Origin of the sequence: Bradyrhizobium sp. CIR48, from assembly GCF_014198315.1 — a bacterium.
Lineage (GTDB): Bacteria > Pseudomonadota > Alphaproteobacteria > Rhizobiales > Xanthobacteraceae > Bradyrhizobium.
The window spans coordinates 113,927-130,995 of the sequence record NZ_JACIHG010000002.1 but is presented as its reverse complement, the minus strand read 5'-3'; the positions used below and the strand labels follow the sequence as shown (position 1 = coordinate 130,995).

Here is a 17,069-nt window from a genome sequence, read left to right as displayed (position 1 = left end):
CGGGTGAGGATGTCTTGCAGGCGTGGTTCGTTCTTGCGGTCGCTGCCGGCTATGTGACCACGCTGTTCCTGGTGGCCTGGTGGGGCGACCGGCGAAGCGCCGGCGGGCCGCTGGTGTCGCCAAACTCCTGGGCGGCCGCGATCAGCTATTGCCTGACGCTTGCGGTCTACAACACCTCGTGGAGCTTCTACGGCTCGGTCGGACGGGCCGCCACCAGCGGGCTGGACTTCGCCACGATCTATATCGGTCCGACCCTGGTGCTGCTGTTCGGCCAGCGGCTCCTGTCCAAGGTGATTGCGATCGCCAAGGCACAGAACGTCACCTCGATCGCGGACTTCATCGCCGCGCGCTACGGCAAGAGCCAGGTGCTTGCGGCCTTCGTGACGCTCGCATCGCTGCTCGGCGTGCTTCCCTATATCGCGCTCCAGCTCAAGGCCGTCGGCAAGAGTTTTGATTATCTGATCCTCCAGCCCGAGCGGGCCGGCGGCGAGGCGCTGCGGTTCTGGCAAGACTCGGCGTTTGGCGTCGCTGCATCGATGGCGCTGTTCGCGATCGTGTTCGGTGTCCGGCACGTCCATGCCAGCGAGCATCATCGCGGCCTGATGCTCGCGATCGCCTTCGAGAGCGTCGTCAAGCTGCTCGCATTCCTGATCGTCGCGCTGTTCGTGCTGTTCGGACCCTCCGGCGGGCCGGCCGCTCTGCTGTCGCAGTTTCAATCGGATCCGCAATTGGGCGGCATCCTGAGCTTCGATCCGGCGCAGCCGGTGTGGCCTGCAACGATCATCATCTCGGCGATTGCTTTCCTCTGCCTGCCGCAGGCCTTCCATGTCGCCGTCGTCGAGAATGAGAGCCCAGGCCATACGCGCACCGCGGCCTGGCTCTATCCGGCTTATCTTGCGCTGTTCAGCCTCTTGATCCTGCCGATCGCTGCGGCCGGGCTCACCCGCTTCGGCGGGATGATGGACCCCGACACCTACGTCATCTCGCTGCCGATCGCAGCCGATGCAGGCACCATCAGCCTGATCGCGTTTCTGGGCGGGCTGTCGGCCGCCACCGGCATGGTGATCATGACATCCGTTGCGCTCAGCACCATGCTCTGCAACGACGTCATCATGCCGCTGCTGCTGCGCTCGCGCGTCTTCGGCCTGCACGCACAGAGCCGGCCGATGACGTCGGTGCTGGTGACGGTGCGCCGGCTCTCGATCCTCAGCATCCTGCTGCTCGCCTATCTGATGCACCGCCTCGTCAACCAGTCCTATCCGCTCACCGTGATCGGCCTGTTGTCGTTCGTCGCGGTCGCACAATTCGGTCCGGCGTTCGTCGGCGGGCTGTTCTGGCCGCGGGCCAACAAGGCCGGCGCCTCGCTCGGGATCGCGGTCGGCTTCTTCGTCTGGGCCTACACGCTGCTGCTGCCCTCGGCCGCGCCGCTCTGGCCGGGAATCGAGGAGATCGTTCGCCAAGGTCCCTGGCAACTCGCCTGGCTCAAGCCGAATGCGCTGCTGGGCCTCGAAGGGATCGATCCGATCTCGCACGCCACGCTGTGGAGCCTTGGCGCCAATCTCGTCTGCTTCCTGATGGTCTCGGCGCTGGGCCGGCAATCGACAGTCGAGCGTAATCAGGCGGCCGCGTTCGCCGACGGCGTCGTCCGCGAATCCATCCCCAAGCTGTCGTCGCGTGTGGTGGTGCGGCTCGATGATCTCCGCGCGCTGGCGCTGCGTTTCGTCGGCGCCGAGCGCGGCGCGGCGGCCTTCGACGCTTATCTGGCGGCCCGCATCGCAGGGACGGGGCCGCGTCTCGATCCGTCGGGACTGGTCGATCTCGACTCGATTCGGTTCACCGAGAATTTGCTGGCCGGCGCGATCGGCGCGGCATCGGCGCGCGTCGTGATCGCGGCGTCGCTGGAAGGCCACTCGCTGTCGCGGCGGGAGGCGATGGCGATGCTCGACGAGGCCTCGGAAGCGCTGCGCTTCAACCGCAGCCTGTTGCAGTCTACGCTCGAAAGCGTACCGCAGGGCATCTGCGCCTTCGACGCCGATTTCAACATCACAGCCTGGAACGGCCGGTTCATCGCGCTGCTCGATCTGCCGCCGGACTTCGTGCGCGTGGGGCTTCCGCTGGCGGATCTCATCGCCTTCAATGTCGAGCGCGGCGAATATGCCGCATCCGAATTCGCCGCGCTTCTGGTCAACCGTGACGTCGCCACGCAGCGCTGGCCTTATCTCTACGAGCGCAAGCGGCCGGACGGCACGGTGCTGGAGATCGTCTACGACCGCGTCGCCGAGGGTGGCTACGTCTCGACCTATACCGACGTCACCGAGCGTCACCGTGCCGCCGAGGCCTTGCGACGCGCCAATGAGGGGCTCGAGCTGCGCGTCCGCGAGCGCACCGAGGCGCTCGAGCAGGCGAAGGCCGAAGCCGAGCAGGCCAATCTCGGCAAGACGCGCTTTTTGGCTGCGGCCAGCCACGATTTGCTGCAGCCGCTGAATGCGGCCCGTCTGTTTCTGTCCGCGCTCGACGAGAGCCTGAGCGCTCCGTCGCGCGCTGGCGACGCCGACAAGGAGCGGACCCTGGCGAGCAGCGCGGTTACGGCGCTACGATCGACCGAGCACGTGCTCGACCGGCTGCTCGACATCTCCTCCTATGATGCCGGCGCCGTGCGCGCCGAGATATCCGACTTTCCGATCGCCGATCTCTTCGTGCAGTTGAACGTCGAATTCTCGGCGATGGCGCGCGAGCGCGGGATTGCCTTCCGCGTCGTCGATTGCGGCCTTGCGGTGCGCAGCGATCCGCATCTGCTGCGCCGGATCCTGCAGAACCTGCTGTCGAATGCGCTTCGCTACACGCCCAAGGGACGCATCCTGCTCGGCTGCCGGCGGCGCGGAGAGGTGCTGCGCATCGAGGTCTGGGACACCGGCGTCGGAATCGCGGCGGCAGACCAGAAGCGCATCTTCGAGGAGTTCCAGCGCCTCGCGCCGGGGGCGGAGAAGGGATTGGGCCTCGGGCTCGCCATCGTCGAGCGCGTGTCGCGGCTGCTGGACCACGCCGTCGATGTCCGGTCGCGCCCGGGACAAGGTTCGTGCTTTGCCGTCACGGTGCCGCTGGCGCACGGACCGGGCCGGCCGCTTCAGAGCAACCCTTCGATGGCCCCGCCGGCACCGGCGGAACGCGCTCTGACCATCCTGTGCCTGGACAATGACGCGACGATCCTCGACGGCCTCTCCGCGCTGCTCGGCGGCTGGGGGCATCACGTGCTGGTCGCAGCCGACGCCACCGCGGCGATGGACGCGGCCGCGACCGTCCTGCCAGACGTCGTGCTGCTCGATTACCATCTCGACGGCGGCTGCAACGGCTTGGACTTTCTCGACGATCTCAGGCAGAAGGCGGGACGCGATGTCCGCGCGCTGGTCGTCACCGGCGATCGCAGCGAGGCGGTGCGCCGGGCGGCGAGGGCGCGCGGCTGCGAGATCCTGTCGAAGCCGGTCAAGCCGGCGGCCCTGCGGCGCTTTCTCGGCGGCGAAGCCCTGAGCCGGCAGTTCGGCACGAAACCGGAGACACCCTGACGATGCGCATCCTGATCGGCGACGACCACCCGCTGGTGCAGGCCGCGCTCCGTAGCGCGTTGTCGACCGTGCTGCCCGATCTCGACATCGTCGCCTGCCAGTCGCTGGACGAGGCGCTCAGCGTGCTGGCGGTCCGGTCCGACGAGATCGACCTGATCCTCTGGGATCTGACGATGCCGGGCATTCAGGGCTTTGCCGCGCTGTTCATCCTGTCGGCGCAGTTCCCGACGGTGCCGGTCGCGATCATCTCGGCCCGGCAGGACGCCGCCACCATCCGCCGCGCCATCGCCTATGGCGCATCCGGTTACATCCCGAAATCGCTCAGCCTGCCCGAGATGGCGGATGCGATCACGAAGATCCTCGCCGGCGAGATCTGGATGCCGCCCAATGTCGGCGGCCGCGGCTCGATCCAGAGCGCCGACATCGAGCTCGCCGCGCGCATGGCCACCCTCTCGGCGCAACAGCTGCGCATTCTCGCGATGATCGTGGAAGGCAAGCTCAACAAGCAGATCGCGGGCGAGCTCGATATCGCCGAGCAGACGGTGAAGGGCCACGTCTCGACGATCTTGCGCAAGCTGGGCGTCGGCTCGCGCACGCAGGCGGCCGTCCTCGCGGAACGGCTGTCGTTCGGCCAGCCCGGCAGCAATTGAGCTTCAGAACATCCAAACAAAAACGGAGGCCGTGAGGCCTCCGTTTTCATTCGCTGTTCGTGTCGCTGCGAGCCGCTTACCCCAGCCGTCCCGCCGCATGTGCCAGCAGCGTGTACACCAGGCCCGTCTCCGAGGTCAGATGGCTGCGCAGCTCCTGCGGGCCGCGGCCGTCGCGGGCGACTTCGTCGAGCAGGCGCTCGAACTCGGCGACATAACGGTCGACCGTGCCCTTGAAGTTGCGGTCGGCGCGGTACTTGCGGGCGACCTCGTCGAAGGCCTTCTGGCCGGCGGGCGTGTAGAGGCGCTTGGTGAAGGCCTTGTTCTCGCCGCGCTGGTAGCGGTCCCACATCTCGGCAGCGAGGTTGCGGTCCATCAGCCGGCCGATGTCGAGCGACAGCGATTCCAGCGGATTGCTGCTCGCCTGCGGCGCCTGCGGCTGCGGCGCGGGTGCGGCGCGGCCACGCGGAGCCTCACGGCCGGTCGGGGCGCCCTGATTGGCGTCCGTGCGGTTGAGGAGGTCCGACAGCCAGCCGTCACGGCCCTGGTCGTTACCGGCGGGCGCGACCGGCGGTGCGTCGGTGCGGCGCGCGGCCGGCATGCCGAGGTCCGGCGGCGGCAGTGTGGAAGCGCTGCCGGTGTCGCGCATGCGGGTCTCGGCGCTACGTCCGCCCGCAGCCGCCATGATCGGCTCCTCCTGGCGCTGGAAGGCGACGGACGCGCGGCCCGTCGTGGTGACGTCGAGGCCGCGGCCATGCTGGGCCACGATGCGATTGAGCTCGGCGAGGGCCTCGATCTGGTCGACGATCACCTTGCGCATCTGCGCAGTGCTCTCGGCGGCCTCCTGCGGCATCTCGAGCACGCCGCGGCGCAGCTCGTTGCGGGTGGCTTCGAGCTCGTTATGCATCTCGAAGGCCATCTGCTTCATGCTGGAGACGAGGTTGGTGAACTTCTCGGTCGACTGCTTGAACATCGTATCCGCCTCGTCCGTGGTCTGGCGGTAGATGTCGTGCATCGCCTCGATGGTCTGGCGGTGCTCTTCTTCGGAGGCCGCACGCACCGCCTCGAACTGGCGGGTGATCGCGGCCGAGCCTGCGCCGGCGGTCTCGGCGACGACGCGGGCGATGTCGCGGGCGCGCTCTTCGGCGGCCGCCAGCGATTCATCGAGCAGGCCGGTGAAGCGCGACAGGCGCTGGTCGAGATCGGCGGTGCGCAGATCGATCGTGGTGACGAGCGATTCCAGCGCCTGCTTGCGCTCGGCGAGCGAAGCGGTGGTGTTCTTGTTGCTCTGCTCGACGACCTGCGCGGCATCGACCAAGGCCTTGCCGTGCGCGTCGAACTGGGTCGACAGCTCGCCGAGATCCTGGAGCGCCTTCGTGGTCTTGCTGTTGAAGACGTTGAGCTGCTCTTCCAGGTTCTGGGTCGCCGCGCCGTTGCGCGAGGTGACGTCGTTCATCGCCGAGACGAAGTCAGCGACGCGCGTCACCAGCGCCCGCTCGAGCGAGTTGAGGTTGTCGTGCGCACCGGTCAGCACCTCCTGAAGCAGGATGTTGCCTTCGCGCAGGCGCTCGAACAGCGCCACGGTGTCGGTACGCAGGATCTTGCTGGTCTCCTGCATCTCGGTGACGGCCGCGATCGAGACCTGGCGCGACTGGTCGATCGCCGCGCGCGAGGCCTGCTCGAGGTCCTTGAGCGACTTGCCGACCGCGCCGGTGGCGATCTCGCTCGCCGCGTTGATGGTGCGGGCGACTTCCGAGCCGTTGCCCATCATGGTCTGCGAGAAGGCCTGGCCGCGCGTCTCGATCGACTTCAGCGCGTCCGAGGTGACGCGGTCGATGTCGAGCGTGAGCTGGCTGGTCTTGGAGCCGATCGCGTCGACCAGGGCGCCTCGCTTGGCGTCGATCATGTTCGACAGACGGTCGGCCTGCTGCTGCACGTAGGTGACGATCTCGTCGGTTTTGCCGGTCATGGCCTGGCCGAAGCTCGAGCTGGCGGCGAGCACCGAACGCTCGACGTCGGACGAGCTCGACTTGACCCGCGAGCTCGCCTCGTTGGAGGCCGATATCAGCGCGTTCTGGGCGTTGAGCGCGCTGGTCTGGATGTCGTTGGTCGCGTTCGCGGTGGCCGCGCTCAGCGTCCGCTCGATCTCGGTCGAGATCGTGCGGATCTGGCTCGCGGCGTCCGCCGAGGTCGACGTCAGCGAGGTCTGGGCCTCACGCGCGCTGTTGAGGATGGTCGAGGCGGTGTCGGCGCCGACCGCGGTCAGCGTGCGCTCGATGTCCGTGGTCAGCGACTTGATCTGGCTGGCTGCGTCGGTCGAGGCGGAGATCAGCGAGCCCTGGGCCTCGCGCACGCCGCTGGTGAGCGCCTCGATGGTGGCGCCGCCGGCGGTCGCCAGCGCGCGCTGCATCTCGGCCGCGAGCGAACGGACCTGGCTGGTCTGCTCGGCCGAGACGGAGAGCAGGGTGCTCTGGGCGTCGCGGGCGCTGGTGGTGATCGTCTCGGCGGTCGACTGGCCGACCTGCGAGAGCGAACGATGCACTTCGGCCGCGAGCGACTTGACCTGGCTCGCCGCATCCGAGGAGGCCGTAACCAGCGTGCTCTGGGCTTCGCGGGCGCCGCTCATGATGGTCTCGGCGGTCGAGGTGCCGGCCATCGTCAGGGAGCGCTGCACGTCCGAGGACAGCGCCTTGATCTGGTTGGCGGTCTCGGCCGAGGCCGCGATCAGCGCGCTCTGCGCATCGCGGGCGCCGGCGGTGATCGATTCCGCCGTGGTGGAGCCGGCCAGCGACAGCGAACGCTGCACGTCGGCGGTGAGCGTCTTGACGTGGTTGGCCGCGTCCGAGGACGCCGTGACGAGGGTGGTCTGCACCTCGCGGGCGCCGGCCAGGATCGAGGCTGCGGTGGCGGAGCCTGCCGCCGACAGCGTACGCTCGACGTCGGCCGCGAGCCCCTTGATCTGGTTGGAGGCTTCGCCCGAGGCTGCGACCAGCGTCGACTGCGCCTCGCGGGCGCTGCTGAGGATCGAGTTCGCCGAACCGGTGCCGACCGCGGTCAGCGCGCGCTCGACCTCGGCAGAGGTCATCTTGAGCTGGGCGTTGACGTCGGAGGAGACCGTCATCAGCGACTGCTGGGCGGTGCGCGCACCGGTCTGGATCGTCTCGCTGGTGTTGACGACGAGGTTGGTGAGCGAGCGCTCGGCGTCCTCGACATGCGAGCGGATCGCGGTCGAGATCATCTCGGCGCGGGACATCATGTCCTCGCTGGCCTGGCGGCCGCTGCTTTCGATGCGGCCTGCGACGGCCTCGACGCGCGAGCCGAGCAGGTCCTCGAACTGTGCCACGCGCACGTCGATGTCGCTGGCGACCGAGCCGACCCGGGTCTCGATGACCTGGTGGATTTCCTGGAAGCGCGCCGTGACCGTGTCGGTCAGGTGCGTGCTGCGGCCGTCGATGATCTCGGTGACGCCGGTGATGCGGCGGTCGACCGCCTCGATCGCCTGCGCGGTGCCGTCCGTGAGGGTCGAGGTCAGCAGGGTCAGGCGCGTGTCGATCGACTGCACGGCCTGCGAGGCGCCGTTCGTGACCGCGGTGGTCAGGTAGGTGAGGCGGGAGTCGATCGACTCGAGCGCCTGCGTCGCATTGCCGGTCAGCGTCGTCGTGAGGTGCGTCAGGCGGGTATCGATCGACTGGATGGTCTGCGAAGCGCCATCGGTCAGCGTGGTGGTGAGGTTGTTGAGGCGCGCATCGATGGTCTCGATGGCCTGCGAGGCGCCGCCGGTCAGCGAGCTCGTGAGATGGTTGAGGCGCGCATCGATGGTTTCGATGGCCTGCGAAGCACCGCCGGTCAGCGACGTCGTGAGGTGGGTGAGGCGGGAGTCGATCGACTGGATCGCCTGCGCGGCGCCGTCGGTCAGCGAGGTCGCGAGCGTGTTGATGCGCCCGTCGATGGTCTCGGTCATGGATTGCGCGCGGGTGTCGAACGACTGTTCGAGTGCGGCGACGCGGCCGACGAGCTGCTCGTCGAAGGTCTTGATGTGACCATCGATCGTACCGTCGAGGCTGGCGATCTTGCTGTTCAGCGAGGCGTCGAGGTGGTTGACGCGTTCGCCGACCGTGGTCTCGAACTGCACCAAGCGCTGGTCGAGCACGGCCGTGATCTCGCCGCCATTGGCGGTGAAGCGGGTGTCGAAATTCTCGACATAGGTCTTCAGCGACTCGTGGATGTCCTGCGTGCGCTGGCCCATGCGCTCGACGATCTCGCCGCCGAAGGTCTTCACGGTGCGGTCGAACTCGGAGATGTGGCGCGTGATCAGCGCACCCAGCGTCCCGCTGTCGCGGGCGAATTTCTCGACCAGCTCGGTGCCCTGGTTCCTGACCAGCTCGTCGAACGCGCTCATCTGCAGCGACAGCGAGTCGTGCGCGGTCTCGGTCTGGCTGACGACCTTGGCGACGAGGGTGTTGACGGTGGCGTCGAGCGCCTCGCTCGCCTTGTCGCCGCTCGTCAGGATCTGGCCGGCGAGGCGGTTGCCGGCGTCGTCGATCTTGGCGGAGAGGTCGTTGGAGCGCAGCTCGAGCTCGAGCAGCAGCGAATCCGAGGAATTCTTCAGGCTGTCATGCACCTGCTCGGTGCGCTCGGAGATGCCGTCGACGATCGCGGCGGAGCGTTGCTCGAACTCGCCGGTGATGCGGTCGATGCGCTCGTTGAGCATCTCGTGGACGCGGTCGGCGAGGTCGACGAACTCGTCGTGGACGTGGCCGGTCTTGAAGTTGAGGCTGGTGGTCAGCCGCTCGCTGGCATCGAGCACGGCGCGCGTGGTCTCGTTGCTGGCTTCCTCGAGGCGGTCGAGCAGGTCGCCGCCGCGCTCGCCGAGCGCCAGGATCATGTTGTCGCCGGCATTGCTCAGCGCGCTGGTGATGTGGGCGCCGCGCTCTTCCAGCGCGCCGGTGATGGACTTGGCGACCTCGTCGACGCGCGAGGCGATGGCATCAGAGATCAGCGCGATGTCGTGGCGCAAATCGATCTGCACGCCGGAGATGGCGCTGCGGACCTGCTCGGCCTGGCCGACCAGATTGTCGCGCTGATGCGCGATGTCCTGCAGCAGGGCGCGGATGCGCACTTCGTTGTCGGAGTAGGCGCGTTCGAGCGCGGCAACCTCGTTGGCGACCAGCGTCTCGAGCTCGCCGGCGCGCGCGATGGCGCGCTCGATGCCGTCGCCCATCGCCGCGACCTCGCGGCGGATGGCCTGGCCGACGGTGACCATGGAATCGGAGGCCGAGCCCTCGGGCTCGGAGAAGCGGATCGCGACCTGCGCCATCGCCTGCGCGATCATGCGCATTTCCTGGCCGCGCCAGACCAGGCTCGCAAGGAAGTAGAACAGCATGATCGGCGCGAAGAACATCGCGACCAGGCCGGCGATGACGAGCACGCCGCCGCTCTGGCCCATGGCGGCCTGGATCGAGGGCAGGAAGCCGAAGGTCAGCGCGGCGCAGGCGGCGAGCCAGACGCCGGCGAAGATGGTGGCGAAGGTATAGACGTTGCGGGCAGGGCGGCCCTTCTGCAGGGCCTGGAGCAGCTGGCCGATGGTCTCGCGGTCGTCATTGGCGGCGCGGCGCGAAGAGCGCGGCTCCTCGACCGGATCGAACACGGTCGAGCGTTCGTTGGCGGCAGGGCGCGGCTCGAAGTTCGGCTCGTCGAAGATCGGGGGCGGCGGCGCCACCGAAGGCGCGGTTTCGTTGCGCATCGCGGCGTTGCGGCTGGTGTCCGCAGCCGTGTCGCTGATGTTCAGGGCTTCCTGGATCGCAGAAAGCGCAACTTCTGTGGGGTCTTTGACCTTTTTCGGAGTGTTCGCCATGTTCAGTCCGAGCCCTCGTTACTTGTACGCGTCCCCCCGCGAGCCCTGCGCGCTGCGCAAGCCCACAGACCGGATCATGCCGCTTGCGCGGATCTCCGAGCCGTCCCCACCCGGACGGCTTGTCCGCCAATTTCCGCAACATCCTATTGGCAGAGCGTGGCGAATGAAATGCCCGCGATTAAGACAATCTTAATCATCGTTAACAGGATCGCGCCGTAAGACCTTAGCAATAAATGCAATTCTCCACTGGACTCGGCCGATTGCGGCAACTTTTCGTCAATAAACCGGCGGAACTGCGTCTCTGACCCCATACATTTCGTTAACCATTTCCATGCTTGGGTGAGGTCAATCTCACCGCCGGACCGACGGAACCGTCGCGCGATGCCGGGGCCTGCGCCATGACGCCTGAACTGCAACGGATGGACTGGATGCCCTCGCCCCCGCTTGCACCCATCGATAGCCCGCTCGACCTCGACCATCTCTTCCGGATGACGCTCGGCGACGCCGAGCTGGAACAGGAAGTGCTGGCCATGTTCGCCGAGCAGGCGGTCCGCCTGATCGCGGCGATGGCGGCGCTGCCGGCCGAGGCGGGCGCACTGGCCCACAAGCTCAAGGGCTCGGCCCGCGGGATCGGCGCTTTTGCGGTGGCGAATGCGGCCGCAAGCCTGGAGATCGCGGTCCAGACCGGCCATGACCAGCGCCACGCTTTCGCTGCGCTGAAAGAGGCAGTGACCGAGGCCCGCGCCGCCATCGAGGCGATGCTGAAGCCTTGAGGTTACGCGACCGAGCCGGACTCTAGTCTCTTGTTTTGACGCGTTTTCTTCCCGCAAAGCGGGATTCACTTCGGCTGAAAACCCTATGGCGCCGGGCTGATCGACCCGTTATAGGACAGCCCGGACCCTCCTTCATTCCCAGCACCGCGGCAGCACGAGCACACATGGCCAAGATTCACTTTGTCGACCACAAGGGCGAAACCCGCACGGTGGAAATCGAGAACGGCGCAACCGTGATGGAAGCCGCGATCCGCAACAGCATTCCCGGTGTCGAGGCCGAATGCGGCGGCGCCTGCGCCTGCGCGACCTGCCATGTCTATGTCGACGAAGCCTGGCGTGAGAAGGTCGGCAGCCCGACGCCGATGGAAGAGGACATGCTCGACTTCGGTTTCGACGTGCGCCCGAATTCGCGCCTGTCCTGCCAGATCAAGGTCTCCGACGATCTCGACGGTCTCGTCGTGACGACGCCGGAACGCCAGGCCTGATCCTGCCAGGCCTGATCCTGACAAGCCTGATCCTACAGGCCTGCCCCTTCTGAACTGAACTATATGTTCGGCGTCGCGACCTCGATGCCGCGCTTGTGCCAGGGTCTGAGCTTCTCGACGATCTCCGCGCTGAGCGGCGCTGGCCGCCGCGTCGCCTCGTCGAGCATGACGCCGACCGACATCGCCGAGGCGATGCACTTTCCCTGCGAGAACACGACCTGCTCGAAGGTCACGGACGTCCGTCCGAGCTTCACCACGCCGAGGCCGAGCTCGATCGTGTTCGGCCAGTGCAGCTCGGCGCGGAAATGGATGTCGAGGCGCACCATGATCCAGGCGAGCCCTGGCGGCGTCAGTCCGTACTCCGGCAGCTTCATCAGCGTGACGCGGCCGGTCTCGAAATAGGTGGCGTAGACAGCGTTGTTGACGTGCTGGTTGGGATCGAGATCGCCGAAGCGGACGTTGTCGCTGAGGCGGTAGGGATAGTCCTCCAGGCGCGGCGTCGTATCGAGGCGGCTTGGTGCGTTCACCGATTGATCTCCGTCATGTCTTGCTCGTTACAGCTCAGTTATCCTGCCCCGGCAAGTGGGCGTGGCCGCGGGGTGCTCCCGCTTTTATGCCTTCCCTGATCCATCCCCGTTGGCTAGACAGGCAGGGTCACCTCTGCCCGCCGGGCGCGTCCAACCGATAACGACCGATAAAGAGACGACATGAGCGATGTGATCAAAACCGATGTGCTGATTATTGGCGCCGGCCCCTGCGGTCTGTTCGCCGCTTTCGAGCTTGGCCTTCTCGACATGAAGGCGCATTTCGTCGACATCCTCGACAAGGTCGGCGGCCAGTGCGCCGAGCTCTATCCGGAAAAGCCGATCTACGACATTCCCGGCATTCCCCATGTTTCGGGGCAGGGCCTCACCGACGCGCTGATGGAGCAGATCAAGCCGTTCCATCCGACCTTCCATCTCGGCGAGATGGTCGAGACGGTGGAGAAGATCGGCGATCCCTTGTTTCGCTGCACCACGGATGCGGGCAAGGTGTTCGAATGCAAGGTGCTGGTGATCGCGGCCGGCGGCGGCTCGTTCCAGCCCAAGCGCCCGCCGGTGCCGGGCATCGAGGCCTATGAAGGCACTTCAGTCCATTACGCCGTGCGCAAGATGGAGACCTTCCGCGACAAGAACGTGCTGGTCGTCGGCGGCGGCGATTCCGCGCTCGACTGGACGCTCAATCTGCATCCGATTGCGAAGCGCATCACGCTGTTGCACCGGCGTGACGAGTTTCGCGCCGCGCCCCACAGCGTCGAGCAGATGCGCGCGCTGGTCGCCGGCGGCAAGATGGATCTCCGGCTCGGCCAGGTCACGGCTCTCTCCGGCGCTGAGGGCATGCTCACCGGCGCCACCATCAAGGGCAACGACAACAGCGTCACGGACATTGCCTGCGACACCATGCTGCCGTTCTTCGGGCTGACCATGAAGCTCGGCCCGGTCGCGAACTGGGGCATCGCGCTGGAGAACAATCTGGTGCCGGTCGAGACCTCCGCGTTCGAGACCAATGTTCCCGGCATCTTCGCGATCGGCGACATCAACACCTATCCCGGCAAGATCAAGCTGATCCTTTGCGGCTTCCACGAGGGCGCGCTGATGTCGCAAAAAGCCCATCGCTACGTGTATCCGGAGAAGCGGCTCGTGTTCCAGTACACGACTTCGTCCTCCAGCCTGCAAAAGAAGCTCGGTGTCAACTGACGGCGGCGGGGTGGGAGGGGATGCCCCATGTTTCTGGCGCTGGAACCGTTCGCGAAATCGCCGTAGTCTGCGGCCATTCCGGTCGTGGAATAACAAGGTGATCTAATGCGGAATTTTTCCAGCTCTCGGCTGCTCCCCTTCCTCGCGCTCGCATTGTCGCTCGCGACGGTGACGCCGTCTGCGGCACAAATTGCCGAGCCCACGGCGGCGGGCCTCTGGCAGAAGGTCGAGGACGGCAAGACGGTCGGATGGTTTCTCTTCATCGACCACAACGGCATCTTCGAAGGCGTGATCGCAAAGACCTTCCCGCGGCCCGGCGACGATCCGAACGAGATCTGCAGCAAGTGCACCGACGATCGCAAGAACGCCCCGGTGCTCGGCATCTCCTTCGTCCGCAACATGAAGCGCGACGGATTGAAGTACGAAGGCGGCAACGTGCTCAATCCGCGCGACGGCCAGATCTGGAAGGCCAACATGAAGGTCAGTCCTGACGGCCAGACCCTGACCCTGCGCGGCTATCTCGGCATCGCGCTGCTCGGCAAGGACGAGGCCTGGACGCGCCTGCCTGACACCAACCTCGCCCAGGTCGATCCCGCCATCGTCGCAAAATATCTGCCCGCGCAGGCTGCGGCCACCAAGCCTCCGGCACCGACGAAGAAGGGCGGCGGCACGATGATGGCGCCGGCGCCCAAGCAGTAGGCTCGAGTTCTGTGCTGCCTGATCGACGGTAGCTTCCGCTCACGGTCATTCCCTGCATGAGCAGACGGTCTTCGCGGCGACGTTCGCCGAAAGGCGAATGCGTGCCGCGCCTGCTCCAGTAGTTCCCCGGAATGCGCGCTGGCGCCGGATTTGCATATCTGTCCGCAAAGCTGCTGGGGAGCGAGTCGCCGTCTCCATGCCTGCCGTGCGCGGTGCTGCGGGCAGACGGCGGCGTTTGCCTCGCGGCGATCACTTCGACCGCGGAGACGACATGAGACCTGCAAGACAGTGTGCCGCCGTGCTGCTGGGGCTGACAGTTCTGCTGACCAATTCGGCGCTGGCGCGCGACGACGGGCGCTACGCCAACTCGCCGCTCAAACCCTGGTTCGAAAGCCTGCACAGCGAATACGGCCAGTGCTGCACCGATGCCGACGGCTATGTCGTCGCCGATGTCGACTGGGAGTCCAACCAGGGACGCTACCGAGTCCTTATCGACAACGAGTGGGTCGTGGTGCCCGAGGGGGCTGTCATCACCGTGCCGAACAAGATCGGCCGCACCATGGTGTGGAAGCACTATATCGACGGCCATCCGCGCGTGCGCTGCTTCATGCCGGGCAGCATGACCTGAAAACGCTGACGGCGCCCGCATCGGATGCAGGCGCCGCAAGCGATGCGAAAGGCTCAGCGCGCTTCGCTTTCCGAACCGGCGCTCGCGAGCCGCTTGACGCGCGGCGACAGCACCGAAACCTGCGCGGGCGAGGCAGGCATGCCGGCGATGATCATCGAGGGTGCGGCCGACTGCTCCTCGACGCCGGCGCCGCCGAGCACCTGCACCTGCGTCGCCGAGATCGGCAACGACTTCACCTCGTAAGTGGGAAGCTCACTGGCGAAAGCACTGGTCGAGCTCGCAATCACGGCGCTGGCGACGGCAATCATTGTGAGAACACGCATTGGAAAATCTCCATTGAAGATGTCAATCGGAGGTTTGGTCGTCTCGATGCCGGAACAGGTTCGCTTGTGCGAGAACATTCCCGTGGCCGTCGGCGAACATATTGATTGCTTGATGCGCAACGACGAAACGAGGAAGACGTTTTCGGCGCCAATGTTTCCGCACGGTTTCGCGGATCGACCGGCGCAGCTCGCAGTCAGCCTGCTTGCAGATCCACCTGTGGAGACCTGGTCGGCGCTGCGGCTATGGGAAAGCGCAGGCTCATGCTCGTGCCGCGGCCAGGCGTGGAGGAGATGACCAGCTCGCCGCCGTGGGCGGCCATGATCTCGCGGACGATCGACAGGCCGAGGCCCGCGCCATCGCCGGCAGTGTTGCCGGTCTGAAACGGCTCTGTCAGCCCGTGCTCCACGCCGTCCGGCAGGCCTGCGCCGTCGTCGTCAATCGAGATGCCGTCGCGGCCGAGCGTGGCGACGATGCGTCGCGCGCCATGGGCGTGGATGAGTGCGTTGCCGACGAGATTGGCGAGCGCGCTGCGAATCGCGGCGTCGACACCCTGCACCAGGAGCGGACCTTTCTCGGCCTGTTCCAGCGCGAGCTCGATGCCGGCGTCCAGCGCCGAGGGGCCGAAATCGGCGAGCACGTCCAGCGTGATCTGGGCGAGATCGATCGGCCGTTTCTCGATCGTGTGATTTTGCAGCCGGGCCAGGTCGAGCATGGCGGACACCAGCGACGTCAGGCGGCGGATATCGCGGACCAATTCGGCCTTCAGGGCCGGCTCGGGTACGTCTTCGACCTTCGCGCGCAGCAGCGTCAGTGGCGTGCGGAGCTGATGGGCGGCATTGCCGAGGAAGCGGCGTTGCATCCTGATATAGGCATCGATCTCGCCGAAGGCGCGGTTCAGCGCCTCGACCAGCGGCTTCAGCTCGCGCGGGACCTCGGACAACGAGATCAGGCCCTGCGGGGCGGAGGGATCGATCGCGAGGGCGCGACGCGCGACCCGCTCGATGCCGCGTGAGACGAAACGCGCAGCAAGCGCCGACCCGATCGCGACGGTGGCCGCAAAGGCCAGCGCTACCACGAGGATCGAAGAGAAGCTGCGGGCGAGGAAGCTTCTTGCGAGCCGGCCGAAGCGGACCTGAGGCTCGCCGACCATCGTCGTGAGCCGCAAGGCGCCTCGTTGCGCAACGGCGAGACAGAACGTGCTGTTCTGGTCGGGTGTGCTGAAGACGGACAAGCCGACAGGCCCGCGATAGGGAAAGGCGAAGGGTAGCTGTGGCCGGTGCTCGCTGCCGTACTCGCTGACAAGATCGCCCACGGAGACGACGTACCAGAGGTTTGGACTGTCCGCCTTCAGCTCTTCGAGCGCGGGAGTGGGGCGCACCGTCAGGTTCTGCCCATCGATAACAGTGGCGCGATCGAGAACGGCGGCCACGACCCGGCACGCCCTGAACTCGCGTTCCTCCACCGGATACCTCGAGACGAAGATCGCGACCATGATCAGGAAGATCGTCGTCGCGGCGATGCCGAGCGAAAACGCAAACGTCTGGGCGATCGACCTCATCGCGGCGTTGCCAGCCGCAGGATGTAGCCGATGCCCCGCATGCTGCGGATCTCGACGTCGCCGCCGAGTTCGGTCAGTTTCTTTCTCAGGCGCGAGACCTGCGCTTCGAGCGTGTTGGACTCGATCTCGTCGTCGAAGCCGTAGATCTCTTCGATCAGGGCGGCGCGGGTGATGACGCGGTCCCGCCGCATCAGCAGCGCTCCGAGAATCAGCGCCTCGCGCCGCCGCAGCAGGATCCTGGTATCGGCGACCACCGCCTCGTTGCTGCCGAGATGCAGTTCGACATTGCCGAGCGACAGCACCGAGGGGGCGAGCAGCCGCGGTCGCCGCAGCACCGCGCGCACCCGTGCAAGCAGCTCCTGCGGCTCGAACGGCTTGCCGAGATAGTCGTCGGCGCCGCCGTTGAGGCCGTCGACGACGTCCTCCTTGGCATCCCTGGACGTCAGCATGATGATCGCAGGGCGGTCGGGCAATTGGCTCAGCGCCGTGACGACCTGGAGCGCATCTCCGTCGGGCAGCATCCGGTCGACGATCGCGAGATCATATTTGAAATTGTCGAGCGCTTGGCGGGCATCGGCGATCGAGCCGACGATGTCGACGATTCCGTGTAATTGTCCGAGCAGACGGCTGACATAGGCGCCGATCTGCGGTTCGTCTTCGATCACGAGGGAACGCACGCGGGTCGTCCTTGACTCTGCTGGGCAACACAGCCCCGAGCGTGTCGCTCCCTGGCCGAAATCTGGCGTTTCGGCTCGTTGCAGGGTTCCCATAAAGGCAGCGAGCTTGGCGAATAAAAGGCAGATGC

The 17,069-nt window shown here is 66.4% G+C and carries 12 protein-coding genes; 7 read left to right on the top strand and 5 right to left on the bottom strand.

The genetic code is table 11. The features are described from left to right. The first annotated feature begins 14 nt into the window (after positions 1-14). Positions 15-3,560: a NahK/ErcS family hybrid sensor histidine kinase/response regulator gene (locus GGD66_RS07020; RefSeq protein ID WP_183257214.1), complete on the top strand. Its 3,546-nt coding sequence runs from the start codon at positions 15-17 to the stop codon at positions 3,558-3,560. Further along, positions 3,557-4,210, top strand: coding sequence for a response regulator transcription factor (locus GGD66_RS07015; RefSeq protein WP_183257605.1), 654 nt, complete (start codon positions 3,557-3,559; stop codon positions 4,208-4,210). Before GGD66_RS07020 ends, GGD66_RS07015 begins: the two co-directional genes overlap by 4 nt. Before the next feature lie 76 nt (positions 4,211-4,286). Here GGD66_RS07015 and GGD66_RS07010 read toward each other — a convergent pair whose 3' ends face one another. Further along, positions 4,287-10,061 carry a negative regulator of septation ring formation gene (locus GGD66_RS07010; protein ID WP_183257213.1) on the bottom strand — a complete coding sequence of 1,925 codons (5,775 nt, stop codon included), beginning with the start codon at positions 10,059-10,061 and terminating at the stop codon, positions 4,287-4,289. A 398-nt stretch (positions 10,062-10,459) separates the two neighbouring features. Between GGD66_RS07010 and GGD66_RS07005 the strand changes: the two genes are divergently transcribed. Both GGD66_RS07005 and GGD66_RS07000 read left to right on the top strand, forming a co-directional pair. After that, positions 10,460-10,834: an Hpt domain-containing protein gene (locus GGD66_RS07005; RefSeq protein ID WP_183257212.1), complete on the top strand. Its 375-nt coding sequence runs from the start codon at positions 10,460-10,462 to the stop codon at positions 10,832-10,834. A 164-nt stretch (positions 10,835-10,998) separates the two neighbouring features. After that, positions 10,999-11,319, top strand: coding sequence for a 2Fe-2S iron-sulfur cluster-binding protein (locus GGD66_RS07000; protein ID WP_018317347.1), 321 nt, complete (start codon positions 10,999-11,001; stop codon positions 11,317-11,319). A 59-nt stretch (positions 11,320-11,378) separates the two neighbouring features. Here GGD66_RS07000 and GGD66_RS06995 read toward each other — a convergent pair whose 3' ends face one another. Beyond that, positions 11,379-11,846, bottom strand: a complete 468-nt coding sequence (locus tag GGD66_RS06995; RefSeq protein WP_018317346.1) for a thioesterase family protein — start codon at positions 11,844-11,846, stop codon at positions 11,379-11,381. A gap of 180 nt (positions 11,847-12,026) precedes the next feature. Between GGD66_RS06995 and GGD66_RS06990 the strand changes: the two genes are divergently transcribed. The 3 genes from GGD66_RS06990 to GGD66_RS06980 all read left to right on the top strand — a co-directional run bounded on the left by GGD66_RS06990 (position 12,027) and on the right by GGD66_RS06980 (position 14,382). Then, positions 12,027-13,055, top strand: coding sequence for an NAD(P)/FAD-dependent oxidoreductase (locus GGD66_RS06990; protein WP_183257211.1), 1,029 nt, complete (start codon positions 12,027-12,029; stop codon positions 13,053-13,055). Positions 13,056-13,160: 105 nt separating this feature from the next. Then, on the top strand, positions 13,161-13,754 hold the full coding sequence (locus GGD66_RS06985) for a DUF2147 domain-containing protein (RefSeq protein ID WP_183257210.1): 594 nt from the start codon (positions 13,161-13,163) through the stop codon (positions 13,752-13,754). 271 nt (positions 13,755-14,025) lie between these two features. After that, positions 14,026-14,382: a hypothetical protein gene (locus GGD66_RS06980; RefSeq protein ID WP_091958944.1), complete on the top strand. Its 357-nt coding sequence runs from the start codon at positions 14,026-14,028 to the stop codon at positions 14,380-14,382. 53 nt (positions 14,383-14,435) lie between these two features. Here the strand turns inward: GGD66_RS06980 and GGD66_RS06975 are convergent, their stop codons facing one another. The 3 genes from GGD66_RS06975 to GGD66_RS06965 all read right to left on the bottom strand — a co-directional run bounded on the left by GGD66_RS06975 (position 14,436) and on the right by GGD66_RS06965 (position 16,941). Beyond that, positions 14,436-14,705 carry a hypothetical protein gene (locus tag GGD66_RS06975; RefSeq protein ID WP_246788781.1) on the bottom strand — a complete coding sequence of 90 codons (270 nt, stop codon included), beginning with the start codon at positions 14,703-14,705 and terminating at the stop codon, positions 14,436-14,438. Between the two features lie 194 nt (positions 14,706-14,899). Continuing rightward, on the bottom strand, positions 14,900-16,264 hold the full coding sequence (locus GGD66_RS06970) for a cell wall metabolism sensor histidine kinase WalK (protein ID WP_183257208.1): 1,365 nt from the start codon (positions 16,262-16,264) through the stop codon (positions 14,900-14,902). After that, positions 16,261-16,941: a response regulator transcription factor gene (locus GGD66_RS06965; RefSeq protein ID WP_183257207.1), complete on the bottom strand. Its 681-nt coding sequence runs from the start codon at positions 16,939-16,941 to the stop codon at positions 16,261-16,263. Before GGD66_RS06965 ends, GGD66_RS06970 begins: the two co-directional genes overlap by 4 nt. Between the last annotated feature and the right edge of the window lie 128 nt (positions 16,942-17,069).

Bases quoted from the DNA above. Each gene is read 5' to 3' on its own strand.
- GGD66_RS06970 (WP_183257208.1), bottom strand. From the start codon at position 16,264: ATGAGGTCGATCGCCCAGACGTTTGCGTTTTCGCTCGGCATCGCCGCG.
- GGD66_RS07005 (WP_183257212.1), top strand. From the start codon at position 10,460: ATGACGCCTGAACTGCAACGGATGGACTGGATGCCCTCGCCCCCGCTT.
- GGD66_RS06975 (WP_246788781.1), bottom strand. From the start codon at position 14,705: ATGCGTGTTCTCACAATGATTGCCGTCGCCAGCGCCGTGATTGCGAGC.
- GGD66_RS07000 (WP_018317347.1), top strand. From the start codon at position 10,999: ATGGCCAAGATTCACTTTGTCGACCACAAGGGCGAAACCCGCACGGTG.
- GGD66_RS06980 (WP_091958944.1), top strand. From the start codon at position 14,026: ATGAGACCTGCAAGACAGTGTGCCGCCGTGCTGCTGGGGCTGACAGTT.
- GGD66_RS07010 (WP_183257213.1), bottom strand. From the start codon at position 10,061: ATGGCGAACACTCCGAAAAAGGTCAAAGACCCCACAGAAGTTGCGCTT.
- GGD66_RS06990 (WP_183257211.1), top strand. From the start codon at position 12,027: ATGAGCGATGTGATCAAAACCGATGTGCTGATTATTGGCGCCGGCCCC.
- GGD66_RS06985 (WP_183257210.1), top strand. From the start codon at position 13,161: ATGCGGAATTTTTCCAGCTCTCGGCTGCTCCCCTTCCTCGCGCTCGCA.